Raw genomic sequence first — 26,363 nt, 5'->3', positions numbered from 1 at the left:
CCGAGCGTGAACCCCTGCCCTGAGCTGCGGCGACGCATCTCTCTTCGGTAACGTCTGCGTGATCATTCGGTGGAGTGCGGAACGCATCGAACGGGCTCGTGCGTTCCTGTTGACGTAGCCAAGCCGACGTCGGGCGCGGTGCGTGACGCGCGCACGCAGCGGGAGCGGACCTACGACCACGGGGGTGGCAGGAGCGGCGCACGCAGGGTGCGCCCGGAACGACACGACGAAGGGGCCGCAGCACCATGGCTGGACTCGCCGAATCCGGGTCGAACCCCGACGTCGACCTGCTCTACGACATCAACGGCCTCGCCAAGGACGCCCCGCACTGGTTCGACCGGGCCATGGAGTACGTCGGGGAGTACGGGCTGCTGCTCGCCTCGGTGCTGCTGGTGGTGTGGTGCTGGTGGTCCGTGCGGCGGCGGGGCGGCGAGGACGCCGCCGGGTCGGTGGCCGCGCTGGTGTGGGCGCCGCTGGCCGCCGGGATCGCGGTGCTGGTGAACGTGCCGATACGGGGGTTCGTGGAGCGGCCCCGGCCGTTCCGGGACCACCAGGGGCTCGATGTGCTGGTCTCCGGGAAGACCGACTTCTCGTTCGTGAGCGACCACGCGACGATCACCATGGCGATGGGGGCCGCGCTGTTCGTGGCCAACCGGCGGTTCGGGCTGGCGGGGATCGGCATCGCGCTGCTGGAGGGGTTCTGCCGGGTGTACATGGGCGTGCACTATCCGACCGACGTGGTGGGCGGGTTCGCGCTGGGGACCGCTGTGGCGTTGTTGCTGTCGCCGTTGGCGATGGCGGTGCTGACGCCTGTGGTGCGGGCGGTGGAGGGGACTTCTTGGGGGGCCTGGCTGGTGCGGGGGCGTTCTGCTCGGGGGGCCGGGGCTGTCGTCGCCGAGGCTCGGGGGGAGGAGCGGGCTTCCGCTGAGGAGCGGGATCTGGCCGCGTGAGGGTGTGGGTACGGGGTCGTTGCGGGTGCGGGTGCGGGTGCGGGTGCGGGTGCGGGTGCGGGTGCGGGGCCGGTTGTGGCTGAGGTGCGGGGGGTGCGCTGACCTCGCTTGAAGGGTGCCGCTGCGCCCACCCGTGCCGCCCTAGCGGCACGTATGCCCGCAGCTACAGAGGTAGGGGGGCCGCTGCCCGCAGCTGGGGAGGTATGGGGGGGCGGTGCTGCCCGCAGTCGAGCTGGGTCTAGAGGCTCTGGGGGAAGGTGAAGAAGGCCTTGGGGTCGTACTGGTGCTTCAGTTGGGTCAGGCGGGAGGCCGCCGGGCCGTAGTACGCCGTGCGCCAGTTCTTCAAGGTGGGGTCCGCGTAGTTCTGGTAGGCCGCGCCCGAGGCGTACGGGCGCATCGCCGTGTGGGCCGCCGTCAGCCAGGACTGGGCCGTCGTACCGGCCGTGCCGGGGGTCCAGGACGCGATGTACTGGGCCAGCATCCGCGAGCGGCGGTGGACGAACGCCGTCGCCGTGGGCGAGACGCGGTTGACCGCGCCGCCGAGCGCGGTGAACGCGATGCTGCCCGCGCCGCCGCGCACCGCCCGCACCTGGGCCAGCAGCGTCTGGATCCCGGCCGCTGACAGCGAGCGGTCGAAGAAGTCCGAGCGGGCCGTGTACGTCTCGCGGCCGAGCCGGCCCTGCGCGGAGCGGCCGGGCGTCGCACCGGGCAGATGGCACTGCGGCTCGGTCGGGAAGGACGAGCAGCCGGCGTACGCCTCCATGGCGCCCTCGTAGGAGTGGCGGCGCAGGGAGACGCTGGAGGCGTGGGCTCCGACGCGCGCCGCGAGGCGGTCCACCGCGTTCTGCAGCTCGCCGTAGGTGCCGAGGGAGAAGGCGGCCACCGAGACCCTCGGGGCGCCGCTGGACGTTTTCTCCAGGTGCAGGGAGGACCAGATCTCGTCCGGCTGGCCGGGCCCCCACTCCTGCCAGGCCGCCAGCACCGCCGCCGCCTTGGCCCACGGCCAGGTGAGGTAGGCGGAGACCGCCTGGGGCGCGGGGTGGGTGCGGAAGCGGAGTTCGGTGACGACGCCGAAGTTGCCGTTGCCGGCGCCGCGCAGCGCCCAGAACAGGTCCTTGTTCTCGGTGGCGTTCGCGGTGAGCACCTTGCCGTCGGCGGTGACGACGGTGGCCTGGGTGAGGCTGTCGCAGGTCAGGCCGTAGGCGCGGGAGACGACTCCGTGGCCGCCGCCGAGGACCAGGCCGGAGACGCCCACGGTGGGGCAGGAGCCGGCGGGTATGGTCGCGCCCTTGGCGGCCAGGGCGCGGTAGACGTCGATGAGTTTCGCCCCGGCGCCCACCACCGCGGAAGTGCCGCTCGCGCGAACTCCGTTGAGCCGGGACACGTCGATGACGAGGCGGTTGTCGCCGGAGGACCAGCCGGCGTAGGAGTGGCCGCCGTTGCGGACGGCGACGCGCAGGCCGTGGGCGCGGGCGTAGGAGAGGGCCGTGCGGATGTCGTCGGTGTGCGCGACGTAGGCGACGGCGGCCGGGCGCAGGCCGTCGAAGCGGGTGTTGTAGAGCTGCCGGGCCGTCGTCCAGCCGCTGTCGCCGGGGCGGATCAGGGTGCCGTCCAGGGTGTGGGCGAGCGCGGACCAGTCGGCGGCGGTGCGGTGCGCCTGACCGGCCGAGGCGGCCAGGGACGTACGGGAGGCGCCCGCGCCGGACGCCGCGCCGTTCCCGCCGGAGCCGCCGCCGCTGCACGCACCCGTGGCGAGCGCGGCCAGTGCCGCCGCGCCGCCCGCTGCGAACGCACGCCGTTCCATGTCGTGCCCCTCCCTGTGGACTCCCGTGAACCGAGACGGCCACCGGGCCCGGCGGGTTCCTTCCCGGGGGCGGGAGTCCGCCGGGACGGCAGTCCACCGGGCCGAGCCGCGGTGGCCGCCCCGCGCGCCCGGGGCCGCCGGGCGGCGCCTCGGGCCGCCACGGCCCGCCCCGCCCGCCCGGAGAGGCCGGGCCGCGCCCGCCTCGCCGCGCCCGGACGCCTCGCCGCACCCGAAGGCGGTAGGCCGCACCCGCCCCACCGCGCCCGGCCGCCGGGCCGCACCCGCCCCGCCGCACCCGAAAACACCGCACCGCCCCCGCCCCACCGCACCCGAGACCGCCAGGCGGCACCCACCCCACCGCCCCCGAGACCCCCCACCGCCCCCGAGACCCCCACCGCCCCCGAGACCGCCCGGCGGCCCCCCGTCGGGACCTGCACGTGTTCTCCCCGTGAGCGTTCCGTGACCTCACCGTGCCGACGGCAGGGGTTCACCCCTCGTTCACTTCCGGCCATCGGCGGCTTCACCTGTTCTGCCTAATTTCGGCCTTACCCGGTGCTGGTGCGCATCTCGGCGCACCGGTGTCGCCCACTCTTCGCACGCCGCCGAACAGGACGGCGGCTCCTGGAAGGAATTCCCTCAAGTGAAGCTTCAGCGCAAGAACCGGCGGGCTCTCGCTCTCGGCGCTCTCGCCGTCTCCGGCGCCCTGGCCCTCACGGCGTGCGGCTCCGACGACACGGGCGGCAAGGACAACGCCGGTGGCGGCAGCAGCACCGCGGCCTCCAACAGCTCCATCAAGTGCGACGGGGCCAAGGGCCAGCTGCTCGCCGACGGCTCGTCGGCGCAGAAGAACGCGATCGACGCCTGGGTCAAGGAGTTCAGCCAGGCCTGTGGCGTGCAGATCAACTACAAGGGCGGCGGCTCCGGCGCCGGCGTCACCGCGTTCAGCCAGGGCCAGGTGGCCTTCGCCGGTTCCGACTCCGCGCTGAAGCCCGAGGACGTCGCCGCGTCCAAGAAGGTCTGCTCCGGCGGTCAGGGCATCGACCTGCCGATGGTCGGCGGCCCGATCGCGGTCGGCTACAACGTCCCCGGCGTCCAGGACCTCGTCCTCGACGCGCCGACCCTGGCGAAGATCTTCGACGACAAGATCCAGAACTGGAACGCCCCGGAGATCAAGAAGCTCAACCCGAACGCCAAGCTGCCCGACCTGAAGATCCAGGCGTTCCACCGCTCGGACGAGTCCGGCACCACGGACAACTTCACCAAGTACCTGAAGGCCGCCGCCCCGAGCGACTGGAAGTACTCCGGCGGCAAGGCCTGGCAGGCCAAGGGCGGCCAGGCGGCCCCGCAGTCCTCCGGTGTGGCCCAGCAGGTCAAGCAGACCAACGGCGCGATCGGCTACTTCGAGCTGTCGTACGCCAAGGACATGACCACGGTCGCCATCGACACCGGCGCGTCCGCCCCGGTCAAGGCCACCGTCGACAACGCCACCAAGGCCATCGCGGACGCCAAGGTCGTCGGCACCGGCAGCGACCTGGCGCTCCAGCTGAACTACGCCACCAAGGCCGACGGCGCCTACCCGATGGTCCTGGTCACCTACGAGATCGCCTGCGACAAGGGCAACAAGGCCGACACGCTGCCCGCGACCAAGGCGTTCCTGCGCTACATCGCCAGCGAGGACGGCCAGAAGATCCTCACGGAGAAGGACTACGCGCCGATCCCCGACGCCATCATCAGCAAGGTCCGCACCACCATCGAGGGCCTGAGCTGATCCGAGTGCGGCCGGCCCCCACCCGGGGCCGGCCGCACCGTCCGGTGCACCGCCGCCAGGAGCCGTACGACGTGTACGGCTCCGCAGACCGGAGAACCCGATGGACATATCCACACAGCACACAGACGCCGCCGCGTCCCCGGGCCTGCCCGGGCCGGCCGCGCACCAGCGCGCCGCACGTGGCGCCACCCGCCCCGGAGACCGGATCTTCATCGGCCTGACCCGCGGGTCGGGCATCCTGCTCCTGGTGATCATGGCCGCGATCGCGGTCTTCCTCACCTACCGCGCCTGCCTCGCCATCAGCGACGACCAGGGCGACTTCCTGACCACCTTCGAGTGGAACACCAACCTGATCCCGCCGAGCTTCGGCATCGCCGTGCTCGTCTACGGCACGATCGTCTCCTCGGTCATCGCCATGGTCATCGCGGTCCCGGTCGCGGTCGCCATCGCCCTGTTCCTCACCCACTACGCCCCGCGCCGGCTGAGCGGCCCGATCGCCTACGTGATCGACCTGCTCGCCGCCGTGCCGTCCATCGTGTACGGCCTGTGGGGCGCGCTGGTCCTCGTCCCGCACATGGACGGGCTGTTCGGCTGGCTGGACGAGTACCTGGGCTGGACCGGGATCTTCTCGTGGGACGGCGGGGCGCCCCGCTCGATGCTCACCGTCGGCGTCCTGCTGGCGATCATGATCCTGCCGATCATCACCAACGTCAGCCGTGAGGTCTTCCGGCAGGTCCCGCGTATGCACGAGGAGGCCGCCCTGGCCCTCGGCGCCACGCGCTGGGAGGTCATCCGCATGTCGGTGCTGCCCTTCGGCCGCTCCGGCGTGATCTCCGCCTCGATGCTCGGTCTCGGCCGTGCGCTCGGCGAGACGATGGCCGTGGCCACCGTGCTCTCTCCGACCTTCGACATCAAGGCCAGCCTGCTCGACCCGGGCGGCGGCACCTTCGCCCAGAACATCGCCAGCAAGTTCAGCGAGGCGACCGAGTTCGGCCGGGACGCGCTGATCGCCTCCGGTCTGGTGCTCTTCGTCATCACTCTGCTGGTCAACGGCGCGGCCCGGCTGATCATCGCCCGCCGCAAGGAGTACTCGGGGGCCAACGCATGAGCACCGCAGCGATGTCCGACAAGAACGGCTCGACCAGCCTGCGCGGCGCCTCCCTGCCCCGCTGGTCGCCGTGGGCGATCGCGGCCGGCTCGCTCGCCCTCGCGGTCGTCATCGGCCTGGCCGGCGGTCTCGACAGCCATGTCCAGTGGGGCCTGATCGCCGCCGTCCTCTTCGTGCTCGGCACCTACGGCGTCACCGCCCGCGTCGAGGGCCGCCGGCAGGCCAAGGACCGGGTCATGACCAGCCTGGTCTGGGTGGCCTTCCTGCTCGCCGTGGTGCCGCTGGTCTCCCTGGTGTGGGTGACCGTCAAGCGCGGTGTGAAGGTCCTCGACGTCTACTTCCTCACCCACTCGATGGGCGTGGTCGCCGACACCGAGCCGGGCGGCGGCATCTACCACGCCATCATCGGCAGCCTGGAGCAGGTGGGCCTGGCCACCCTGATCGGCGCCCCGGTCGGCGTGCTCACCGCGATCTACCTCGTCGAGTACGGCCGCGGCGCCCTCGCCCGCGCCGTCACCTTCTTCGTGGACGTGATGACGGGCATCCCGTCGATCGTCGCCGGTCTGTTCATCCTCAGCCTGATGCTGATGACCAAGACGCAGCCGTTCGGCTTCGCCGGCTCGCTGGCCCTGGCCATCCTGATGATGCCGGTCGTGGTCCGCTCCACCGAGGAGATGCTCAAGCTCGTCCCGAACGAGCTGCGCGAGGCGTCCCTCGCCCTGGGCGTGCCGAAGTGGCGCACGATCCTGAAGGTGGTCCTGCCGACCTCGCTGGGCGGCATCACCACCGGCATCGTGCTGGCCGTCGCCCGCATCGCGGGCGAGACCGCGCCGGTGCTGCTGCTGGTGTTCGGCAACCCCTTCATCAACACGAACCCCTTCGAGGGGGCGCAGTCCTCGCTGCCGCTGTACATCTACCAGCAGTACGCGAACAGCGCGGGCTCGGGAGCGGCGTACGACCGCGCGTGGGCGGCCTCGCTCACCCTGATCGCCTTCGTGATGATCCTCAACCTGGCGGCCCGCGGCCTCGCCCGCTGGAAGGCCCCGCGCTGACAATCTGCGGCTACCGCCGCGTGGCCGGTCGCTGACGCGGCCGTGAGCGACCGACTGTTTGGAAGTGACGAAATAATGGCCAAGCGAATCGACGTGAGCGGGCTCACCGCCTACTACGGCTCCCACAAGGCGATCGAGGACATCTCGATGACGGTCGAGCCGCGTTCGGTGACGGCCTTCATCGGCCCGTCCGGCTGCGGCAAGTCGACGTTCCTGCGCACCCTGAACCGGATGCACGAGGTGACGCCCGGCGGCCGGGTCGAGGGCAAGGTGATGCTCGACTCCGAGGACCTGTACGGGACCGGCATCGACCCGGTCGACGTCCGCCGCGAGGTGGGCATGGTCTTCCAGCGGCCCAACCCCTTCCCCACCATGTCGATCTTCGACAACGTGGCGGCGGGCCTGCGGCTGAACGGCAAGTACAAGAAGAGCGAGCTGAACGACGTCGTCGAGAAGTCGCTCAAGGGCGCCAACCTGTGGAACGAGGTCAAGGACCGGCTGAACAAGCCCGGCTCGGGCCTCTCCGGCGGCCAGCAGCAGCGGCTGTGCATCGCCCGCGCGATCGCGGTCGAGCCGAAGGTGCTGCTCATGGACGAGCCCTGCTCCGCGCTCGACCCGATCTCGACCCTCGCCATCGAGGACCTGATCGGCGAGCTGAAGGAGCGCTTCACGATCGTCATCGTGACGCACAACATGCAGCAGGCCGCCCGGGTCTCGGACCGCACCGCGTTCTTCAACCTGGCCGCGGTCGGCCAGCCGGGCCGCCTCATCGAGATCGACGACACCGAGCGGATCTTCTCCAACCCGTCGGTGCAGGCCACGGAGGACTACATCTCCGGCCGCTTCGGCTGATCCGCCGGAGTCCTCAGGTCCCCTCACGGCGCTGCATGGCGGTGCCGCCGTGAGGACGCGGAAAGGCCCGCCCCCGGGTGTCCGGGGGCGGGCCTGTTCCGTATTCCTGCGGTATTCCTGCGGTACTCCCGCGCTCCCGTGTGCTCCTACAGGACCAGCAGGTCGATCAGGGAGAAGGCGGCGGCCGCCACGAGCGCCGCGGCCGGCATGGTGATGAACCAGCCGAGCACGATGTTCTTGGCCACGCCCCAGCGCACCGCGTTGACCCGCTTGGTCGCGCCGACGCCCATGATCGCCGAGGTGATCACATGGGTGGTGGAGATCGGCGCCTTGAAGAGGAACGCCGTGCCGAACATGATCGACGCGCCGGTCGCCTCGGCGGCGAAGCCCTGCGGCGGGTCCAGTTCGATGATCTTGCGGCCCAGGGTGCGCATGATGCGCCAGCCGCCCGCGTAGGTGCCCAGCGACAGCATCAGCGCGGAGACCAGCTTCACCCACACCGGGATCGGGTCGCCGTAGGTCTCGGCGCCGCCGATGACCAGCGCCATCACCACGACGCCCATGGTCTTCTGCGCGTCCTGCAGACCGTGGCCGAGGGCCATGCCGGCCGCCGACACGGTCTGCGCTATGCGGAAGCCGCGCTTGGCCTTGTGCGGGTTGGCCCGGCGGAAGATCCACATGATGGCGGTCATCACCAGGTAGCCGCCGATCAGGCCGACCACCGGGGACAGGAACATCGGGATGACGATCTTGTCGACGACCCCGGACCAGTGCACCGCCGTGCCGCCGGCCAGCGCCGCGCCCACCAGGCCGCCGAACAGGGCGTGCGAGGAGGACGAGGGCAGGCCGAAGTACCAGGTGACGAGGTTCCACACCACGCCGCCGACCAGGGCGGCGAAGAGGATGCCCATGCCCTGGCCGCCGGTGGGGGTGTCGATCAGGCCCTCGCTGACCGTCTTGGCGATGCCGCTGCCGAGGAAGGCGCCGGCGAGGTTCATCACCGCGGCCATCGCCAGCGCCGCGCGCGGGGTGAGCGCGCGGGTGGAGACGGAGGTGGCGATGGCGTTGGCGGAGTCGTGGAAGCCGTTGGTGTAGGCGAAGCCGAGCGCGACCAGGATGGTCAGAATCAGAGCGAAGGTGTCCATGGACGCCTCAGGACTCCTTGACCGCGATGGTCTCCACCGTGTTCGCCACGTGCTCGAAGGCGTCCGCCGCCTCTTCCAGTACGTCCACGATCTGCTTGAGCTTCAGCACCTCGATCGCGTCGTACTTGCCGTTGAACAGGTGCGCGAGGAGCTTGCGGTGGATCTGGTCCGCCTGGTTCTCCAGCCGGTTGACCTCGATCCAGTACTCGGTGAGGTTGTCCATGGTCCGCAGGTGCGGCATGGCCTCCGCGGTGAGTTCCGCGGCCCGCGCCAGCACCTCGATCTGCTGCTCGACGCCCTTGGGCAGTTCCTCGACGTTGTAGAGGACGACCAGGTCGACGGCCTCCTCCATGAAGTCCATGATGTCGTCGAGGGACGAGGCGAGGGAGTAGATGTCCTCGCGGTCGAAGGGCGTGATGAAGGACGAGTTCAGCTGGTGGAAGATCGCGTGGGTGGCGTCGTCGCCCGCGTGTTCCGCGGCCCGCATGCGCTCTGCGATCTCGCCCCGGGCGGAGGAGTCCGCCCCGAGCAGTTCCATCAGGAGCTTGGAGCCCGTGACGATGTTGTCCGCGGACGCGGCGAACATGTCGTAGAAGCTCGTCTCCCTGGGGGTCAGACGAAAGCGCACGTGTGGTCCTCGGGGTGCTTCGGTTTCGGTCAGGGTGATGCTAAGCGCATCATCCGGCCACGGCTAAGGGGCCGTCCCCAGTGTCGCCCATCAGGCACAGTGGTCGGCACGGGGGCGGACCAAGGCTCCGATACCCCGGAAAGTTCGTTACGATATACCGGGCAGGGGTATGTCTGCCCATTCTGTTCCAGCAGGAGGACGCGATGACGACCACCGAGGCCGGCGCGACGGCGCCCTGCGAGAGCGAACAGGGCGGGCACGAGCACGCCACCTACGGCTACCACAAGCAGAAGGACGAGCACCTCAAGCGGCTGCGCCGCATCGAGGGCCAGATCCGCGGCCTGCAGCGGATGGTCGACGAGGACACCTACTGCATCGACATACTCACCCAGGTCTCCGCCTCCACCAAGGCCCTGCAGTCCTTCGCCCTGCAACTGCTGGAGGAGCACCTGCGGCACTGCGTCGCCGACGCGGCCGTCAAGGGCGGCGCCGAGATCGACGCCAAGGTCGAGGAGGCCACGAAGGCGATCGGCCGGCTGCTGCGGACGTGACGTGCGCGACGCGGTGACGTGGGCCACGGTGACGTGCGCCACAGTGCTCCGGTCGCCGGGCCGGGGGTCACGGACCGGCATCGGGCCGTCACGCGCGGCTCACCGGCCGGTGTCGGTCCGTCGCTCCTCGGTCACCCTGAGCACCTCGTCGATGCACTCCAGGCTGAGCCGCCCCCGGGCCGCCGAGGCCGCGATGATCAGCTCCCCGCACAGTTCGATCTCGGCGAGGGCCACGTGGTCCTGAACTGCCGTACCGCCGACCGGAGCCACGCGCGTCACCTCTTCTCCGCCGTCACTGACAGGACCAGAGTAGGGAGCGGGGTATGCCGTGCGCATGGCACGGAAGGGCTAGTTCGCCTCGGCGATACGGCCCGTGTAGATGTCGTGGGCGCGCGGCAGGGTCACGGTGACCGGGGTGCCGAACGCGAACAGCAGCGTCGTGGAGTCCACCGCCACCGGGCCCCGGCTGCGGCCGTTGACGAAGGAGAAGCTCTGCCGGAGCTTGCGGACGCGGCCCTGGTCGTCCAGGTAGACCTCGAACGGCACCTCGTCCGTGGCGAACCCTTTCGCCGCCGCCCGCAGCGCCGCCCGCTCGGCCCCCGACGCGCCGCGCGCCGCCAGCGCCAGGTCCGCGGTCCCCTTGAAGTGCCGCACCGCCACCCCCGCCACCTCGGTCCGCCCCAGGTACGCCGCCTCGCGCGTCCCGCGCAGCACCCCGGCCGCGAGGTACGGGTCGGTGGCGCCGCCGGTGACGAGATTGCCGTCGCTCAGCGTCGCCGTCGCCACCCGCACCCACTTGTCGGCGGGCACGCCCGCGCCCCGGTTCTTCATGAACAGGGCGCCCGGCGCGAGGAGTTCCACGATCGGCACATGCTCGGCGGCGCCCGTCGGGTCGGCCGGCAGCACCACGGTGAGCTGCCCGAGCTGGTGCCGGAAGTCGTAGGCGCCCTCGCCGCGGATCGTCACCCGGGTCCCGCCCGTGGCCATCTCCATCGCCGTGCGCGCCTGTGAACTCCCCGCCGTCAGCAGGGCCTCGGGGGCCTGGCGCAGGGTGCGCACCGGGTCGTCGGCGGGGCGGGAGTCCTCGGAGGCCGCGCCCACGCCGGCGCATCCCGAGACGCCCGCGCAGAGCAGCAGCCCCGCCGCGAACACCGCGCCGTCCCTCAGCCGTCGCTGCCGCTTGGCCATCGCCTGCCTACCCCCAGCCGGTACGTCCGTCACGGGCCCCCTCCTCGTCCGGATAACGACGAGTGGGGAGCCCCGTCACGCCGGGACGGCCGCCATGGCGAACCGCGACCGGCCGTTCACCCGGGCTGGGTAGCGTGGTGGACGTGGCACAGCGGGAAGGGCACGGCCCGGGTCAGGACCAGCGGGACGCCTCTGCGGACGAGGGGCGCCCCGACCATCGCACGACGACCGCCGAGCAGGGCCGCTTCTGCGTGGCCCGGTGCAGCTGCGGCTGGCGCGGCCCCGCACGCCGGGCGCGGAGCCTGGCGCGCACGGACGCGGAGGGGCATCTCCAGGGCGGCTGAGGGGCGTTCGGGGGGTGTTCGAGGGCGGAGGGGAGGGGGGCGGGCTCCTGGGAGGCGTTCGGGGCGTGCGTGAGGTTCGGTGGCTTGAACGAGGCGGCGGCCGGGAGGAACGGCGGTGCGGCTCAGCCGGCGGTCACCGTCCGCTGCTGCCAGCACTGCTGGAAGGCGAACCGCGCCGCCTCCACCTCGTGCCGCTGGTCGGCGTGGAGCACGCCGAGCGCGTACGCCGTCGCCGGGGCGATGCGCGGGGTGCGGGCCGCCGCGGCCGCGGCCGCCGCCGCCTCGGAGGCCTCCCGGTGGCGGTTCAGCGCCTGACCGGCCGTCAGCAGGCGTGCGTCCACCGGAGTGCCGGGGTCCTCGCCGCCGCGCAGCGCCTCGCAGGCGTAGCGGTGCAGGCGCAGCAGCAGGCGGACCTGGTGCCAGGGGGCGTCCTGCGGGTGCGGGGCCGGGTCCGGGGACAGGCCGTGGACCAGCGCCTCCGCGTTGTACGGATGGCCCGCGGTGACCAGCGGGAGCGCGGCGACGGCGTCGGTCAGGCGTTCCTCGGCCGCGGCGGCCAGCGGGCGCAGGTCCGCGGTCTGCGCGGCGGGGGCGAGGGGGACGTCGCTGGCGAGTACGGCGACCTTGTCGGCGACCGCGTGGAAGCGGGCGGAGCCGAGGGCCTGGAGGGCGGTGGAGTGGGCCCGGGTGCGGGCGAGGGTGAGCTGGCGGTCGAGGAGGGCGCCGGCTTTGGCGGCGCCGACGGTGAGGTTGCCGCGCGCCTCCGGCGGTGCGGGGCTCCTGGCCGGAGGGGCGGGGTGGGGGACGGTGCGGGGGGCCGCTGTGGCGGGTGCCGCGGTGGCGGGTGCCGCGGGCGCGGGTGCCGTTGCGCCCACCCGTGCCGCCCCAGCGGCACGACTGCCCGCAGCTAGGTCCGCACGACTGCCCGCGGCGAGGTCCGCACGACTGCCCGCGGCGAGGTCCGCACGGCTGCCCGCGGCCACGTCGACCAGAGTGTCCGTGGGGGGCTCGGTCCGGGGGGAGAGGCGGTTCAGGGCCTGGAGCAGGCGGTCCAGGCGGGACTGGCAGGCGTGTTCCAGCGCCAGCGTGCCGGACAGCCAGGCGAGTTCGGGGCGGAGTTCCTCCGCCCAGGTCTCGTCCAGCAGCGGGCGGAAGGTGTGCAGGCTGCCGCTGATGCGGCGGGCCGAGCGGCGCAGGGCGCGCGCCGCGTCGACGGACTCGGCCGGGCCGCCCGCCGCGCCGGCGCCGGTCTCCTGGTGCTGCCGCAGGGCGCGCAGGAACTCCGTCGCCTGGCTGCGGAGATACGCCGCGAGGGCGTCGGCGGGCACGGGCGCTGCGGCGGCCGTGGGGTCCGTCGGGTCAAGGTGTCGCTGTGCCACGCCGGCGCCTCCGGGCGTCTATGAGCATCTCCTGGATGTTGCGCAGGGGCTGGCCGTCCGGGTCCGTCGCGTGCCGGGTCCACTCGCCGTCCGGGCCGAGGTGCCAGGAGGCGGTGGTGTCGGACATCCCGGTCTCCAGCAGCCGGTTGAGCGTGGCCCGGTGGCCGGGGTCGGTGACCCGGACCAGGGCCTCGATCCGCCGGTCGAGGTTGCGGTGCATCATGTCGGCGCTGCCGATCCACACCTCGGGTTCGCCGCCGGCGCCGAAGGCGAAGACGCGGGAGTGCTCCAGGAAGCGGCCGAGGATGGAGCGGACGCGGATGTTCTCCGACAGGCCGGGGACGCCCGGGCGCAGCGCGCAGATGCCGCGCACCCACACGTCGACGGGGACGCCGGCCTGCGAGGCGCCGTACAGCGCGTCGACGACCGCCTCGTCCACCATGGAGTTGACCTTGATGCGGATGAACGCGGGGCGGCCGGCCCGGTGGTGCTGGATCTCCTTGTTGATGCGGGAGATCAGGCCGTCGCGCAGGGACTTGGGGGCGACCAGCAGCCGGCGGTAGGTCTCGCGGCGGGAGTAGCCGGAGAGGCGGTTGAAGAGGTCGGAGAGGTCCGCGCCGACCTGGGGGTCGGCGGTGAGCAGGCCGAGGTCCTCGTAGAGGCGGGCGGTCTTGGGGTGGTAGTTGCCGGTGCCGACGTGGCTGTAGCGGCGCAGCGTGTCGTCGCCCTCCTGGCGGACCACCAGGGACAGCTTGCAGTGCGTCTTCAGGCCGACGAGGCCGTACACGACGTGGCAGCCGGCCTCCTCCAGTTTGCGCGCCCACTTGATGTTGGCGTGCTCGTCGAAGCGGGCCTTGATCTCGACCAGGACGAGGACCTGCTTGCCGGACTCGGCGGCGTCTATGAGCGCGTCGACGATCGGGGAGTCGCCCGAGGTCCGGTACAGGGTCTGCTTGATGGCGAGGACGTCGGGGTCGGCGGCGGCCTGCTCCAGGAACGCCTGCACGGAGGTGGAGAACGAGTCGTAGGGGTGGTGCAGCAGCACGTCGCGGCTGCGCAGCGCGGCGAAGATGTCGGGCGGGGAGGCCGACTCGACCTCGGCGAGGTCGCGGTGGGTGCCGGCGACGAACTTCGGGTACTTCAGCTCGGGCCGGTCCAGGCTGTGGATGCGGAACAGGCCGGTGAGGTCGAGGGGGCCGGGCAGCGGGTAGACCTCGGCCTCGGAGATCTTCAGCTCGCGCACGAGGAGGTCCAGGACCTCGCGGTCGATGGACTCCTCCACCTCCAGGCGCACCGGGGGCCCGAAGCGGCGCCGCATCAGCTCCTTCTCCAGGGCCTGGAGGAGGTTCTCGGCGTCGTCCTCCTCGACCTCCAGGTCCTCGTTGCGGGTGAGGCGGAAGGTGTGGTGCTCCAGGACCTCCATGCCCGGGAACAGCTCCTCCAGGTGGGCCGCGATGACGTCCTCGAGGGGGACGTAGCGGCCGGGGGAGCTCTCCAGGAAGCGGTTGAGCAGCGGGGGGACCTTGACGCGGGCGAAGTGGCGGTGGCCGGTGACCGGGTTGCGCACCACGACGGCCAGGTTGAGCGAGAGGCCGGAGATGTACGGGAAGGGGTGCGCGGGGTCGACGGCGAGGGGGGTCAGCACGGGGAAGATGCGCTGGCGGAACAGGGTGAACAGGCGGGCCTGCTCCTTGTCCGTCAGCTCGCTCCAGCGCACCAGGTGGATGCCCTCCTCCGCGAGGGCGGGGGCGACGTCCTCGTGGTAGCAGGCGGCGTGCCGGGCCATCAGCTCGCGCGAGCGCGCCCAGATCATCTCCAGCACCTCGCGGGGCTGGAGCCCGGAGGCGGAGCGGGTGGCCACGCCGGTGGCGATACGGCGCTTGAGGCCGGCCACCCGGACCATGAAGAACTCGTCCAGGTTGCTGGCGAAGATGGCGAGGAAGTTCGCCCGCTCCAGCAGGGGGGTGTTCGGGTCCTCGGCGAGTTCGAGGACCCGCTCGTTGAAGGCGAGCCAGCTGCGTTCGCGGTCGAGGAAGCGGCCCTGCGGCAGCGTGTCGGCGTCGTCCGCCGACCCGTCGTAGCCGTCGAGGTCGGCGTCGATGTCGGGGTCCAGATCGGAGACCGCCGCCGCCACGGTGTGCGGGCGGTGGGCGGCGATCGCGCCCACGGAGGGCTGGACCGGCTGGACCGGCTGGACCTGTGCTGCCTGGGCGTCTGACTGGCTCATGAATCCATTCTTCCGCGCCGGGACGGATCCAGGCGCGTCGGAAAGCGCGGGCGGGAGCGCGGCGGCGGGCCCCTTCGGGGGCGGCGGGGGCTCGGGCACGGCGGGCTTCATTGAGTGAGCGTCGCAAGCCAGTCTGAATCACCGGTTACGGCGACATGACGTGCGGGATAGCGGGGTGCGGCCTGCGGGTTCCGGCGGGCGGTGGCCGGGCGGTGGCCGTTCGGGGCGGGGCTTCCCGGCCCGTCCGGCCGGTCGCCCGTCCGCCCGGTCGCGTGCCGTAGCCCGCCGGGTACGGACTTTCGGCGCCCGGCCGTGGCCCGGCACGCCGGGGGCGGACACGGGCGCTCGGGCCGCGGCTGACCTCCGGACCCGGTCGCCCGGCCTTGAGCCTCGGCCCCGGCCCTGAGCCCCGGTCCCGAGCCCCGGCCCTGAGCCCCGGTCCCGAGCCTCGGTCCCGAGCCTCGGTCCCGAGCCCGGCCCCCGGCCCTGTGTCCCGACCGCAGCCCTGAGCCCCGACCCCGGTCCCGGCTCAGGGCTCAGGGCTCAGGGCTCACGGTGATCCGTCAGTACGCGGAGTTCACGTTGTCGATGGAGCCGTAGCGGTGGGCGGCGTAGTTGGCCGCGGCGGTGATGTTGGCGACCGGGTCGGTGATGTTCTGGGAGGTGCCCGGCACGTGGTACGCGTTGAAGGTGGGCTGGATCACCTGGAGCAGGCCCTTGGACGGGATGCCCTTCTGGGCGTTGACGTCCCAGTTGTTCTGGGCGTTCGGGTTGCCGGAGGACTCACGCATGATGTTGCGGTGCAGGCCCTCGTAGCTGCCGGGGATGCCCTTGTCCTTCATGACGGCCAGGGACTGCTTGATCCAGCCGTCGAGGTTGTCGGCGTAGCCCTTCTTGCCGGTGGCGGTGTGGCCGTCGTGGGCGGCCGAGGCCACGGTGGCGGCCCGGGCGGGCTCGGCGGCCTGCGCGGTGGTGGGCATCAGGGTGATGGCGGCGGCCGCGGCGCCCGTGGTGGCGAGGCCGGTGACGGCGAGGGTGCGCAGGCGGGCGGTACGGCTGGTACGGGTGGCGATCATGAGGGGAACACTCCGGTGGGGATCGTCGTCGTGGCGCCGGCGGTCGTGGTCCGAGGCCGGCGTCGGGGCGGCGGTGCCCCGCGCTGGTTCCCGAGCCGGTGGGCCGCGGTGTGATCCGCGGGGCCCGTGCCGTGGCTCGGAGCAACGACAGCCATGGTTAGCGGCGCACCGGACGGGGCGCAAAGGTGTGACGTACTACCCCGCTACGGAGTCCGGGTCGTGCCGATCTCGGGTCTGCCCGTTGCTGATGCCGGTCCGGCCCTACGACCCGCGGTAGAACGTGATCCGGCTCCTATGGGGGGCGTCACGGAAAGCGGGCCGGTCGATCATGCGGACCAGCGGCGTTCCGTGGTCCAGGCCGTGAACCGGAGGGGCGGGCTCGGCCGATGAGGAGATGTGAGCGGAACCAGAAGCGACGGGGAGCTGCTGCGGCGCATCGCCGCGGAGCGCGACCGGCGTGCCTTCGAGGAGCTGTACCGGCGGTACGCGCCGTGGCTGGCCGCGCGGCTGCGCGGCCGGTGCGCCGACCCGGCGACGGTCGACGACGTCGTCCAGGAGACCTTCCTCGCCGTCTGGCGCGGCAAGGCCGTCTACCGCGAGGACGGCGACGTGGCCGGCTGGCTGTGGCGGATCGGCGCGCGCCGGCTGATCGACGCGCTGCGCGGTGACGGCGCGCGCGGCCGGCTGCGCCAGGCGCTCGCCCGGCTGCGCCACCGCGACGAGGCCTCCGCCGAGGAACGCGTGCTGGCGGGCGTCGAGCACGGCGACCTCGCGGGCGCCCTCATCCGGCTCTCGCCGGAGCTGCGGGCGGTGCTCCAGGCCACGGTGATCGACGGGCTCACGACCCGGGAGGCGGCCGTCCTGCTCGGCATTCCGCCCGGCACGGTCAAGACGCGGGCCATGCGCGCCCGCAAGCAACTGCGGGAGGCGCTGGCATGAGCGGCGACACCGGCCCTCGGAGGGCCTGGCACCTGGCCGAGGAGGACCTGCGTGCCTACGACCGGGGCGAGCTGGCCCCGCCGCTGCTGTGGTCCGCCGACGCCCATCTCGCCGGGTGCGGCGAGTGCCGGGAGCGGCTGGCCGCCCTCGCCGACCCGGCCGCCCTCGACGCGGGGTGGGCCCGGCTGGACGCCGAGCTGGACGTGCCGCGCCCGGGCCTGCTGGAGCGGCTGCTGCTGCGGTTCGGCGTCGCCGACCACACCGCGCGGCTGCTGGCCGCCACGCCCGTGCTGCGCCGCTCCTGGCTGCTGGCGGTGACCGCCGTGCTGGTCATGACGGTGGCCGCCTCCGAGGCGCTGCGCCGGGCCGACTCGCCGACCCTGTTCCTCGCGCTGGCCCCGCTGCTGCCGCTGGCGGGGGTGGCGCTGGCGTACGGGCCCGCGCTCGACCCGACGTACGAGATGGCGGTGGTCGCCCCGATGCACGGGTTCCGGCTGATGCTGGTGCGGACGGTGGCCGTGCTGGCCGTGGGGCTCGGCATCAACGGGCTCGCCACCCTCGCCCTGCCCGGCTACGGGCTGGGGGCGCTGGCCTGGCTGCTGCCCGCGCTCGCGCTCACCGCGACCGGGCTCGCGCTGACCCCGCGGCTGGGGCCGGTCCTCGCGCCCGCCCTGACCGGCGGCGGCTGGGTCGCGCTGCTGGCGGTGGCCGAGTCCAGGGGGCACGGCGACGCGCCGCTGCCGCCGTTCACCCCGGCCGGCCAGACCGCCGCCGCGGCCGTCGCCGCCCTCGCGATCGGCCTCCTCTTCCACGCCAGGGACCGCTTCGACTTCGTCGCTCGCACCTCCGGCGGTCCGCAAGGAGGCGTGCGGTGACCCGCGCCCGCCCTGCCCGGGACCGGGCGCTCGCGCGCCCGGCGCCCGCCCGGTCCTCCAGGGGCCCGCGGGTAGGTGCACGGTGATCCGCGCCCGCCGCGCTCACGGCCCCGCCTCGCCCGTGCCCGGTGCGGGCACGGTGCGACGTGCGCCCCGCGCCCGCCCGTGCCTCCGACAGCCCGTGGCGAGGTGCCCCGCGCCCCGCGCCCGCCCCACCCCCAGGCTCGGCGCTCGCGCCCGCCCCACCCCGATCCTCACCTTCCGCGTCCCCGCCGCCCCGCCCCACATCCCCACCGCCCACGACGTCCCCGACGACGTCCCCCCTCCGCACGGGAGTGCCTCGTGACCGTCACCGTTTCCGCCTCCGGGCTCAGCGTCCGCTACGGCGGCACCGTCGCTCTCGACGACGTCGGGCTGCGGCTGGAGGAGGGGATCACCGCGCTGCTCGGGCCCAACGGGGCAGGCAAGACCACGCTGCTGCGGGTGCTGGCCACCGCCGTGCCCGCCGACCGCGGCGCCTTCACCGTCCTCGGCCACGACCCGGGCACCGTCGCGGGCCGCCTCGCGGTGCGCCGCGCCCTCGGGTATCTGCCGCAGAACCCCGGCTTCCACCCGGACTTCACCGCGTTCGCGTTCGTCGACTACGTGGCGATCCTCAAGGAGCTGACCGACCGCGCCGCCCGTCACCGCGAGGTGCGCCGCGTCCTGGAGGAGGTGGACCTCGGTGACGTACGAGGCCGCCGCATCAGACGCCTGTCCGGCGGTATGCGCCAGCGCGTCGCTCTGGCCGCCGCGCTGGTCGGCGACCCCCGTTTCCTCGTCCTGGACGAGCCGACCGCCGGGCTCGACCCCGAGCAGCGGATGCGCTTCCGGGACCTGATCACCCGCACCGGAGAGGGCCGCACCGTCCTGCTCTCCACCCACCAGACCGAGGACGTCGCGATGCTCTGCCACCGCGTGATCGTCATGGCCGGCGGCCGCGTCCGCTTCGAGGGCACCCCGGCCGAGCTGACCGCGCGGGCCGCCGGCCGGGTGTGGTCCAGCACGGAGCGCGACCCGGGCGCCCGCGCCGGCTGGCGCACCGGCGCCGGCGCCTTCCGCAACGTGGGGGACGCGCCCGAGGGCGCCGACCTGCTCGAACCCACCCTGGAAGACGGCTACCTGCTCACCCTCGACGACACCGGGGCGCAGGTGAACGCCCGATGACCACGACCGTCGCCACCCCGCCCGAGGCCGTCACCCCGGCCGCGCCCCCCGGCGGCGCGCGCACCCGGGCGATCCTCGCCCTCGCCCTGTTCGAGGCGCGCGAACTGCTCCAGCAGGTCATCGTCCTCGTCTTCTTCGTCGTGTACACGGCCGCCATGCTCTGGCAGACGTTCTCCGGGCACCCCGGCTGGCACGAGCTGACCGGCCAGGAGGGCATGGCCGACTTCCCCGCCCTCCAGGACGCCGACCGGGCCACCCAGACCAGCTCCGTGCTGCTCGGCCTCGCCGTGTTCATCTGCGCCAACCGGGCCGTGCTGCGCTCCCGCCGCCACGACACCGACCGGCACTTCGGCACGCTGGTCATGGACCCGTGGCGGCGCACCCTCGCGCACGCCCTGTCCGTCGTCCCGTTCGCCCTGTTCACCGGCCTGCTCGTCGTCGTCCGCTTCGTCTGGACGGCGCTCAGGCCCGGCGCGGTCGGGCACGGTTCGGTCTTCGAACTCGCGGTGGCCCCGCTGACGGTGCTGCTGTGCGGGGCGGTCGGCGTGCTGCTGGCCCGGCTGGTCGCCTCCGGCTTCGCCGCCCCGCTCCTGACGGCCGCCGCGTACGTCGCCGCCCTGGACTTCATGGTGTTCACGGACGCCCGCTGGTCCCGGTGGCTGTCCCCGGTCGTCAGCGAGGCGGGATCCGACCCGATCCCCTCCGACCTGGTCGGCCGCCCGGCCGCCTGGCACGCCCTTTACCTCACCGGCCTGATCGTGCTCGTGCTGTGCGCGGCCCTGCTGCGCAGCGGCGGTCGCACCACCGCGATCAAGGGGGCGACCGTCCTCGCGCTGGCCGCCACCGCCGCCGGGATCGCCGGCCAGTCCGCGGGCCCGTCCGCCGCGCTCCAGGCGGCGCGGGCGAAGGTCTCCGAGCACCCGGAGAGCGTCGAGACGTGCGCCGTGCGCGGCACGACGACGTACTGCGCGCTGCCCGAGTGGACCGGCCGCGCCGCGGACTGGGCGAAGGCCGTCGACCGCGTGCGCTCCCTCGCGCCCGCCGCCGTCGCCGCCCGGCCGCTGACCGTGCGGCAGCGCGTGGAGGCCCGCCACGGCCTCGACAGCGACCCCTCCTACGACCCGCTGACCACGCCCGGCGCCGTCACCGTGGGCACCCGCTGGGGCGGCAACCGCGTCCCCGAGTTCTCGGCCGGACTGGCCTCCGTGCTGGTCGCGGGCGACGAGAAGGCCGGCGGCGAGGTGTGCGACGGCCGGGTCGTGACCGTCATGTGGCTCGCGCTGGGCGCCGCCCCCGACCCGCTCGGCGACCTGCGCCACGTGCGGCTCGACGACAGCACCGAGGGCGGCGCGTACGTCCTGACGCCGACGTCCGGGCTGATGATGAGCGCCGGCCAGACCACGGTCGTCAAGACGCTGCTGCAGCGCCCGCGCACCGAGGTCGCGGCACAGATCAAGGCCCACTGGACGGAGCTGACCCGGCCCGGCGTCTCCACGGTCCGGGCGGCGGAACTGCTGCACGTCCCGGCCACGGGCCTGGGCGGGGCGGAGGGCAACTCGTGCGTCGCGTGAGGAAGGACCGCGAGAAGGCGGGGGGTATGGCGGGGCCGCGGGAGACGGGGGATGCCGCGAAGGGTACGGCTGGGGCGAGCGAGGTCGCGGGTGCGCTGGGGAGTACGACCGGTCCGCGCGAGGGGGCGCGCGCGACGGCGGGTGCGGCCGGGCCGCGCGAGGGGGCGGACGCCGGGGCGGGTGCGGCTGGTCCGCGCGAGGGGGGAGACGCCCTGGGAAGTACGGCCGTGCCGCGTGAGGCGGGAGACGCCCCGGCGGGTACCGCCGGGCCGCGTGAGGCGGGGCATGCGCCAGTGAGTGCGGCTGGGCCGCGCGAGGGCACGGGCGCGCCGAAGGGCACGGCCCTGTCGTGGGCGCTGGTCCGGGTGGTGTGGCGGGTGCTGCCCTGGCGGGTGCTGGGGGCCGCGGGCGTCCTGGGCGCGGCGATGGCCGCCGGGACCCGGCTGACCGGGCACGAACCGGACGCGATGACCGGTCTCCTGGTGCTCCGGCTGGCCGCGCTGGTCGGCGGGCTGGCGCTGGCGTTCCTGTTCGACGACCCCGCCCGCCGCACCACCGAGGCGGTCCCGGTGCGGCGGCCCGTACGGGCCGGGCTGAGACTGACGCTCGTCGCGCCCCTCGCGGCGGTGTGGTGGACGGCCGTACTGTTCCTCGTGCCCGCCGCCGCCCGGCCGCCGGCCGGCGCGGTCACGCTGGAGGCGGCCGCGATCGGCGTGACCGCCGTGGCCCTGGCGGCGGCGTCGGTACGGCTGCGGAGCGAGCCCGATCCCGGCGCGGGCGCCGCGCTCACGCTGCTCGCGCTGGCCGTGGCCGTCCTGCTGCTGCCGAGCCGCTGGAACCTACTGGTGCCGCCCGGCGACCCGAACTGGGCCGAGACGCACCGGTGGTGGGCCGGGCTGCTGGTGGCGGCGGCGCTGCTGTGCGCCGCCGGCCTGCCGGAACCCCTGCACCGCCTCCGGTACACGCCCCGGGGCCGTCGCACGCCGGGCCCCGGCATACCCCCGGCGTACGGCGCCTGAAGCCCGGCGCGCGGCGCGGCGCGTAGGGCCCGGCGCGCGGTACGGCCGTACGGCACCCGCCTCGCGGACCGCCTCACGCCGAGGCACGCGCGGTCCGCCGCCGCCACCTCGGCCGACGGCCGGGCCACCGGGCGCCGCCGTCACGGGCGCCGCCTGAGCGGGCGCCGGGAGGGTGCCGGGAGGGTGCCGGGCGGGCGATGTTTCACGGGAAACACCCGCCGTCACGCGCGCGCCGCCTCAGCCCCGCTCGCGGTGCGGCGCCCGGGGCCTGCGGCCCGGTCCTGCCGGGAGGCCACGGCCCGCCGCGGCCTCCCTGACGACGGCCTGGGGCCGCCGGGCCCGAGCCGCGCCCACCGCCTGGGTGGCGCGACACCGGCCCCGTCGCCGTGGAGCACCGCGGCCCCTTCGGTGCTCCACGGGAGCCACGGGAGCCACGGGGACCGCGGGAGCCGCCGTCACGCGAGCCTCCGAGCGTCGAAGCCCGGGCCCCGCAGGGGGACTTACGTCTCCGTGCGGTACATCAGGTCCGTCTCGTACGTCGTGAAGCCGAGGCGTTCGTAGACCGCCACCGCCGCCTTGTTGTCGGCGTCGACGTACAGCATCGCGGTCGGCAGGCCCGCAGCGGCGAGGTGGCGCAGGCCGATGATCGTGAGGGCCTTGCCGAGGCCGCCGCCCTGTGCGCCCGGGCGCACCCCGACGACGTACACCTCGCCGAGCCGTTCCTCGGCGTGGGCCTTGGTCCAGTGGAAGCCGACCAGCCGGCCCGCGCGTTCGGCGAGGAAGAAGCCGTCCGGGTCGAACCACGGCTGGGCCTTGCGGTCGTCGAGGTCCCGCTGGGTGAGGGAGCCCTGCTCGGGGTGGTGGGCGAACGCCTCGGCGTTCACCGCGAGCCACGCGGCGTCGTCCTGGCCGGGCACGAAGGTCCGTACCGTCACGCCCTCGGGCAGCGTCGGCTCGGGCAGTTCGAAGTCCGTCAACGGCCGCCGCATCTGGCGCAGTTCGCGGAACAGGGTGAGGCCGAGGACCTGCGCGAGGTGCCGGGCGGCGGAGTGCCCGCCGTGCGCCCACACCCGAAGGCGCTTGCCGGAGGCGGCCAGCAGCGCCGAGCCGAGCGCCCGGCCGTGGCCGTGGCCGCGGTGCGCCGGGTGGACGACCAGTTCGGCGGCGGGCGCCTCCACCGGGTCGGTGTCCTCCAGCTGCGCGTAGCCGACGAGTTGGCCGTCGACGCTGAGCAGCAGGTGCGACACGCCCTCGCGGGGGCCGCCGCGCAGTTGGAGCCGGCCCTGCTCGGACACCGCCTGCCGGCCGTCCTCGCGGGCCGCGGCCGCCAGCAGTTCGAGCACGGCGTCGGCCTGTTCCGGGGTCGGCTCGGAGACGGTCTCGAGCCGGCGGGCGATCGGTGCGGTGTCGTCGCTGGTCATGGTCCAGAGGGTACAGAGCGGGGGCCTTCCCCCGGCAGTGGCGGTACGGCAGGACGCACCACCACCGCCCGGGGGGAAGGCCCCCGGCCCCGACGGCCGCCCCCGGCTCCCGACCGCAGCCTTCGACGGCAGTCCCCGGCCCCCGACCGCAGCCCCCGGCCCCCGACGGCAGTCCCCGGCCCCCCGACCGCAGCCTTCGACGGCAGCCCCCCGGCCCAGGCCCCCGACCACAGCCACCCAGACCAGCCGACCGCAGCCCTCGACGGCAGCCCCCGGACCCCGGCCCCGGACCCCGGCCCCGGACCCCGGCCCCGGCCCCGCTTGGCTCAGCCGGTGCCGGTGCCGGTGCCGGTGCCGGTGGCGGTGCCGGGGCCGATGTCCGTGTCGGTGCCCGGTGTCTCCGGCGGCGGTACGGGCGCACCCGGCAGCCGTACGGTCGCCACCGTGCCGCCGCCGGGGGCCGGGGAGAGGCCGACCTCGCCGCCGGCCTGGCGGACCGTGCGGGCGACGATGGACAGGCCGAGGCCGGAGCCGGGCAGCGCGCGGGCGCTCGGGGAGCGCCAGAAGCGGTCGAAGACGTGGGGGAGTTCGTCGGCGGCGATGCCCGGCCCGTGGTCGCGGACGGTGAGGACGCCGTCGGCGAGCCGCACCTCCACCGTGCTGCCCTCGGGGCTGAACTTCACCGCGTTGTCCAGGATGTTGACGACCGCCCGTTCCATCGCGGCCGGTTCCGCGCGGACGAACCAGGGCTCCACGTCCGCCGTGATGGTCAGCTCGGGGCCGCGCAGCCGGGCCCGGCGCAGCGCGGCCTCCACGGTGTCCTGGAGCGCGATCACCTGGATGCGCTCGCCGCGCTGGCTGTCGGAGCGGGACAGTTCCTGGAGGTCGCCGATGAGCGAGGCCAGCTCGGTCATCTGGGCCTTCACCGAGGCCAGCAGCGCCTTGCGGTCGGCCTCGGGCAGCGGGCGGCCGGTCTCCTCGCTGCGGGTGAGGAGTTCGATGTTGGTGCGCAGGGAGGTGAGCGGGGTGCGCAGCTCGTGTCCGGCGTCGGCGATCAGCTGCTGCTGGAGGTCGCGGGAGGAGGCCAGGGAGGAGGTCATGGAGTTGAAGGAGCGGGACAGGCGGGCGATCTCGTCCTCGCTGTCGTCCTCCACGGGGATGCGGATGGTCAGGTCCTCGGTGCGGGCCACGTGCTCGACGGCCTCGGTGAGCCGGTCCACGGGGCGCAGCCCGGCGCGGGCCACCGCGAGGCCGGCCGCGCCGGCGCCGACGACGCCTATCCCGGAGACGAGCAGCAGGATCAGCGCCAGGTCGTTCAGGGTCCTCTGGGTGCTCTCCAGGGGGGTGGCGATGAGGAGGGCGGTGCCGGGGAAGAGGTGCGGCTCGGTGCCGAGGCCCTGGGTGACGATGAGGGGGAGCGTCAGCACCCGTACGGACGTGCCGTCGCTGGCGGTGCCGTTGCGCAGCACCTGCACCCCGTCGCGGCTGCCGCCGTTGCCGATCTCCTGGATGACCCGGCGGTCGGAGGTGGTCACCTTGACCACGCCCGCGGAGTTGGAGGAGACGCAGGCGGTGCCGTCGGCCCGTACCAGCTGGAGGTAGTAGTTGCCGCGGGTGCGCAGTTCGCTCGGGGAGCCCTGCGGGGTCTGGGTGCAGTCGCTGAGGGCGCCCACCACGTCGGAGTAGTGCTGCGGCTGCTGCGTGGCCTGCTTCAGATCCTCGTCGACCTGCGCGTACAGCCGCCCGCGGACGATGAACCAGCACGTCACCGACACCACGGCGACGCCGAACGCCACGGCGGCGGCCACCAGCAGCGCCAGGCGGGAGCGCATCGGCAGGGCGCGGTAGCGGCGTACGGCGCCCTTCACTCGGCGCCGCCCTGCCGGAGGACGTAGCCGACGCCGCGCACGGTGTGCACCAGTCGGGGTTCGCCGCCGGCCTCGGTCTTGCGCCGCAGGTACATCACGTACACGTCGAGGGAGTTGGAGGAGGGCTCGAAGTCGAAGCCCCAGACGGCCTTGAGGATCTGCTCGCGGGTGAGGACCTGGCGCGGGTGGGCCATGAACATCTCCAGGAGCGTGAACTCGGTGCGGGTCAGCTCCACCGGGCGGCCGCCGCGGGTGACCTCGCGGGTGGCGAGGTCCATGCGCAGATCGCCGAAGGCGAGCACGTCGCCCTCGTCGGCGGCGCCCGCCACGGCCGCGGCGTAGGAGCTGCGGCGCAGCAGGGCGCGGATACGGGCGAACAGCTCGTCCAGCTCGAACGGCTTGACCAGGTAGTCGTCGGCCCCGGCGTCCAGGCCGGTGACCCGGTCGCCGACCGTGTCGCGGGCGGTCAGCATCAGGATGGGGGTGGTGTCGCCGGTGCCGCGGATGCGGCGGGCGGCGGTCAGGCCGTCCATGCGGGGCATCTGGATGTCGAGGACGACCAGGTCGGGCCGGTAGGCGGCGGCCTTCTCCAGCGCGTCCGCCCCGTCGACGGCGACCTCGGTGTCGTATCCCTCGAAGGCCAGGCTGCGCTGGAGCGCTTCGCGCACCGCGGGTTCGTCGTCGACGATCAGGATGCGCTGGGTGTCACGGTCGCGGTCGCCGTCGGCGGGGCTCATCGGTGGTCGTTCCTCGGGTCGTGGGGCGGCTGGGGGGCGGTCGGTCGGTCCCTACGGGATGTCCGGTCCCTACGGGATGTCCGGTCCCGGCGGGACGCTCTTCAGGCTCGCATGTTTCCCGGCCGCCCCGTGCCCTTCAAGCCGCCATGGCCGTCAGCCGGCGCAGCGGCACCTTGTGGCGGTGCGGGCGCGCGGGCGATGTGCGCAGCCCCATCAGCTGGGGCACCTCGGCGGCCTCGGGGATGCGGTGCGCGGCGAGGACGGGGCGTTCGTCGGGGTCGGGGGCGGAGTCGGAGCCGGTGGGGTCGAGGGCGGCGGGAGCGGCGGGGACCGGAGCGGTCGCCGTGGCCAGTGCCGTGGCCGCACCGGTCGAGGCGGCGGCGCCGGTCGAGGTGGCCGCACCGGTCGAGGCGGCGGCACCCGTCGGGACGGCAGCCGTCGGGACGGTGGCCGTGGCGGCGGTGGCCGGGCCGGGGGTGCGGCCGGCCGGCAGGCCGTCCGGGAGGCAGTCGGCGAGGCCCTCCACCGGCAGGTTCGCCGGGCTGTGGAGTTCCTTGGCCACGGCCAGGGCGAGGGCGACGCCCGCAGGAACGGTCACGCCGACGGTGTCGGCCTTCTCGTGCGCGATCTGCTGGATCATGACGTACTCCTGTTC

Annotated in this window: 24 protein-coding genes; 12 read left to right on the top strand and 12 right to left on the bottom strand. The window is 73.9% G+C overall.

The annotated features are described in order from the left end of the window. Positions 1-245: 245 nt before the first annotated feature. On the top strand, positions 246-950 hold the full coding sequence (locus K7787_RS13440; RefSeq protein WP_164389201.1) for a phosphatase PAP2 family protein: 705 nt from the start codon (positions 246-248) through the stop codon (positions 948-950). Between the two features lie 238 nt (positions 951-1,188). Here K7787_RS13440 and K7787_RS13435 read toward each other — a convergent pair whose 3' ends face one another. Beyond that, positions 1,189-2,754: an FAD-binding oxidoreductase gene (locus K7787_RS13435; RefSeq protein WP_223001525.1), complete on the bottom strand. Its 1,566-nt coding sequence runs from the start codon at positions 2,752-2,754 to the stop codon at positions 1,189-1,191. 640 nt (positions 2,755-3,394) lie between these two features. Here K7787_RS13435 and pstS point away from each other — a divergent pair. The 4 genes from pstS (at position 3,395) to pstB (ending at position 7,534) form a co-directional block, all read left to right on the top strand. Then, the gene (gene pstS / locus K7787_RS13430; protein WP_009189386.1) at positions 3,395-4,522 is read left to right on the top strand and encodes a phosphate ABC transporter substrate-binding protein PstS; all 1,128 of its coding nucleotides are present in this window, start codon (positions 3,395-3,397) and stop codon (positions 4,520-4,522) included. Between the two features lie 100 nt (positions 4,523-4,622). Next, on the top strand, positions 4,623-5,630 hold the full coding sequence (gene pstC, locus K7787_RS13425; RefSeq protein WP_223001524.1) for a phosphate ABC transporter permease subunit PstC: 1,008 nt from the start codon (positions 4,623-4,625) through the stop codon (positions 5,628-5,630). After that, positions 5,627-6,682, top strand: coding sequence for a phosphate ABC transporter permease PstA (gene pstA / locus K7787_RS13420; RefSeq protein ID WP_169439400.1), 1,056 nt, complete (start codon positions 5,627-5,629; stop codon positions 6,680-6,682). Before pstC ends, pstA begins: the two co-directional genes overlap by 4 nt. A 75-nt stretch (positions 6,683-6,757) precedes the next feature. Continuing rightward, positions 6,758-7,534, top strand: coding sequence for a phosphate ABC transporter ATP-binding protein PstB (pstB, locus tag K7787_RS13415; RefSeq protein WP_009189383.1), 777 nt, complete (start codon positions 6,758-6,760; stop codon positions 7,532-7,534). Between the two features lie 146 nt (positions 7,535-7,680). Here the strand turns inward: pstB and K7787_RS13410 are convergent, their stop codons facing one another. Together K7787_RS13410 and K7787_RS13405 are read right to left on the bottom strand one after the other, a co-directional pair. Continuing rightward, the gene (locus tag K7787_RS13410) at positions 7,681-8,679 is read right to left on the bottom strand and encodes an inorganic phosphate transporter (RefSeq protein ID WP_009189382.1); all 999 of its coding nucleotides are present in this window, start codon (positions 8,677-8,679) and stop codon (positions 7,681-7,683) included. Between the two features lie 7 nt (positions 8,680-8,686). Further along, positions 8,687-9,307: a DUF47 domain-containing protein gene (locus tag K7787_RS13405; RefSeq protein WP_009189381.1), complete on the bottom strand. Its 621-nt coding sequence runs from the start codon at positions 9,305-9,307 to the stop codon at positions 8,687-8,689. 203 nt (positions 9,308-9,510) lie between these two features. On the opposite strand from K7787_RS13405, the gene K7787_RS13400 reads away from it, so the two are divergent. Beyond that, positions 9,511-9,858 (top strand): metal-sensitive transcriptional regulator, encoded by a 348-nt coding sequence (locus K7787_RS13400; protein ID WP_019982708.1) that lies wholly within the window; start codon positions 9,511-9,513, stop codon positions 9,856-9,858. Between the two features lie 99 nt (positions 9,859-9,957). Here K7787_RS13400 and K7787_RS13395 read toward each other — a convergent pair whose 3' ends face one another. Further along, positions 9,958-10,137, bottom strand: a complete 180-nt coding sequence (locus K7787_RS13395) for a hypothetical protein (RefSeq protein WP_009189379.1) — start codon at positions 10,135-10,137, stop codon at positions 9,958-9,960. Between the two features lie 69 nt (positions 10,138-10,206). Further along, on the bottom strand, positions 10,207-11,046 hold the full coding sequence (locus K7787_RS13390) for an SCO4651 family lipoprotein (protein ID WP_019982706.1): 840 nt from the start codon (positions 11,044-11,046) through the stop codon (positions 10,207-10,209). A gap of 137 nt (positions 11,047-11,183) precedes the next feature. On the opposite strand from K7787_RS13390, the gene K7787_RS13385 reads away from it, so the two are divergent. Continuing rightward, complete coding sequence (locus tag K7787_RS13385; protein WP_019982705.1) at positions 11,184-11,390, top strand: hypothetical protein; 207 nt, start codon at positions 11,184-11,186, stop codon at positions 11,388-11,390. A 122-nt stretch (positions 11,391-11,512) separates the two neighbouring features. Here the strand turns inward: K7787_RS13385 and K7787_RS13380 are convergent, their stop codons facing one another. The 3 genes from K7787_RS13380 to K7787_RS13370 form a co-directional block, all read right to left on the bottom strand. Next, on the bottom strand, positions 11,513-12,769 hold the full coding sequence (locus K7787_RS13380; RefSeq protein ID WP_223001523.1) for a CHAD domain-containing protein: 1,257 nt from the start codon (positions 12,767-12,769) through the stop codon (positions 11,513-11,515). Then, positions 12,750-15,107 (bottom strand): RNA degradosome polyphosphate kinase, encoded by a 2,358-nt coding sequence (locus tag K7787_RS13375; RefSeq protein WP_223001522.1) that lies wholly within the window; start codon positions 15,105-15,107, stop codon positions 12,750-12,752. The genes K7787_RS13380 and K7787_RS13375 overlap by 20 nt, the downstream gene beginning before the upstream one ends. Positions 15,108-15,559: 452 nt before the next feature. Then, entirely contained in the window at positions 15,560-16,072 is a 513-nt protein-coding gene (locus K7787_RS13370; protein ID WP_164390346.1) for a transglycosylase SLT domain-containing protein, read from the bottom strand. A gap of 396 nt (positions 16,073-16,468) precedes the next feature. On the opposite strand from K7787_RS13370, the gene K7787_RS13365 reads away from it, so the two are divergent. From K7787_RS13365 to K7787_RS13345, 5 genes are all read left to right on the top strand, one after another. After that, entirely contained in the window at positions 16,469-17,011 is a 543-nt protein-coding gene (locus K7787_RS13365) for an RNA polymerase sigma factor (protein WP_009189374.1), read from the top strand. Then, entirely contained in the window at positions 17,008-17,886 is an 879-nt protein-coding gene (locus K7787_RS13360) for a zf-HC2 domain-containing protein (RefSeq protein ID WP_223001521.1), read from the top strand. Before K7787_RS13365 ends, K7787_RS13360 begins: the two co-directional genes overlap by 4 nt. A 342-nt stretch (positions 17,887-18,228) precedes the next feature. After that, on the top strand, positions 18,229-19,092 hold the full coding sequence (locus tag K7787_RS13355; RefSeq protein WP_019982700.1) for an ABC transporter ATP-binding protein: 864 nt from the start codon (positions 18,229-18,231) through the stop codon (positions 19,090-19,092). Further along, positions 19,089-20,663 (top strand): ABC transporter permease, encoded by a 1,575-nt coding sequence (locus tag K7787_RS13350; RefSeq protein WP_223001520.1) that lies wholly within the window; start codon positions 19,089-19,091, stop codon positions 20,661-20,663. The genes K7787_RS13355 and K7787_RS13350 overlap by 4 nt, the downstream gene beginning before the upstream one ends. 377 nt (positions 20,664-21,040) lie before the next feature. Next, complete coding sequence (locus tag K7787_RS13345; protein ID WP_223001538.1) at positions 21,041-21,682, top strand: ABC transporter; 642 nt, start codon at positions 21,041-21,043, stop codon at positions 21,680-21,682. A gap of 500 nt (positions 21,683-22,182) precedes the next feature. Here K7787_RS13345 and mshD read toward each other — a convergent pair whose 3' ends face one another. From mshD to K7787_RS13325, 4 genes are all read right to left on the bottom strand, one after another. Next, positions 22,183-23,103, bottom strand: coding sequence for a mycothiol synthase (mshD, locus tag K7787_RS13340; RefSeq protein WP_223001519.1), 921 nt, complete (start codon positions 23,101-23,103; stop codon positions 22,183-22,185). Between the two features lie 326 nt (positions 23,104-23,429). Continuing rightward, the gene (locus K7787_RS13335; RefSeq protein WP_223001518.1) at positions 23,430-24,971 is read right to left on the bottom strand and encodes a sensor histidine kinase; all 1,542 of its coding nucleotides are present in this window, start codon (positions 24,969-24,971) and stop codon (positions 23,430-23,432) included. After that, positions 24,968-25,708 carry a response regulator transcription factor gene (locus K7787_RS13330; protein WP_009189369.1) on the bottom strand — a complete coding sequence of 247 codons (741 nt, stop codon included), beginning with the start codon at positions 25,706-25,708 and terminating at the stop codon, positions 24,968-24,970. Before K7787_RS13330 ends, K7787_RS13335 begins: the two co-directional genes overlap by 4 nt. A gap of 136 nt (positions 25,709-25,844) precedes the next feature. Then, positions 25,845-26,348: a hypothetical protein gene (locus K7787_RS13325; RefSeq protein ID WP_223001539.1), complete on the bottom strand. Its 504-nt coding sequence runs from the start codon at positions 26,346-26,348 to the stop codon at positions 25,845-25,847. Positions 26,349-26,363: the final 15 nt, after the last annotated feature.

The organism is Streptomyces sennicomposti (assembly GCF_019890635.1).
Classification (GTDB): Bacteria; Actinomycetota; Actinomycetes; order Streptomycetales; family Streptomycetaceae; genus Streptomyces; species Streptomyces sennicomposti.
This window is presented reverse-complemented; position numbering and strand designations above follow the sequence as displayed.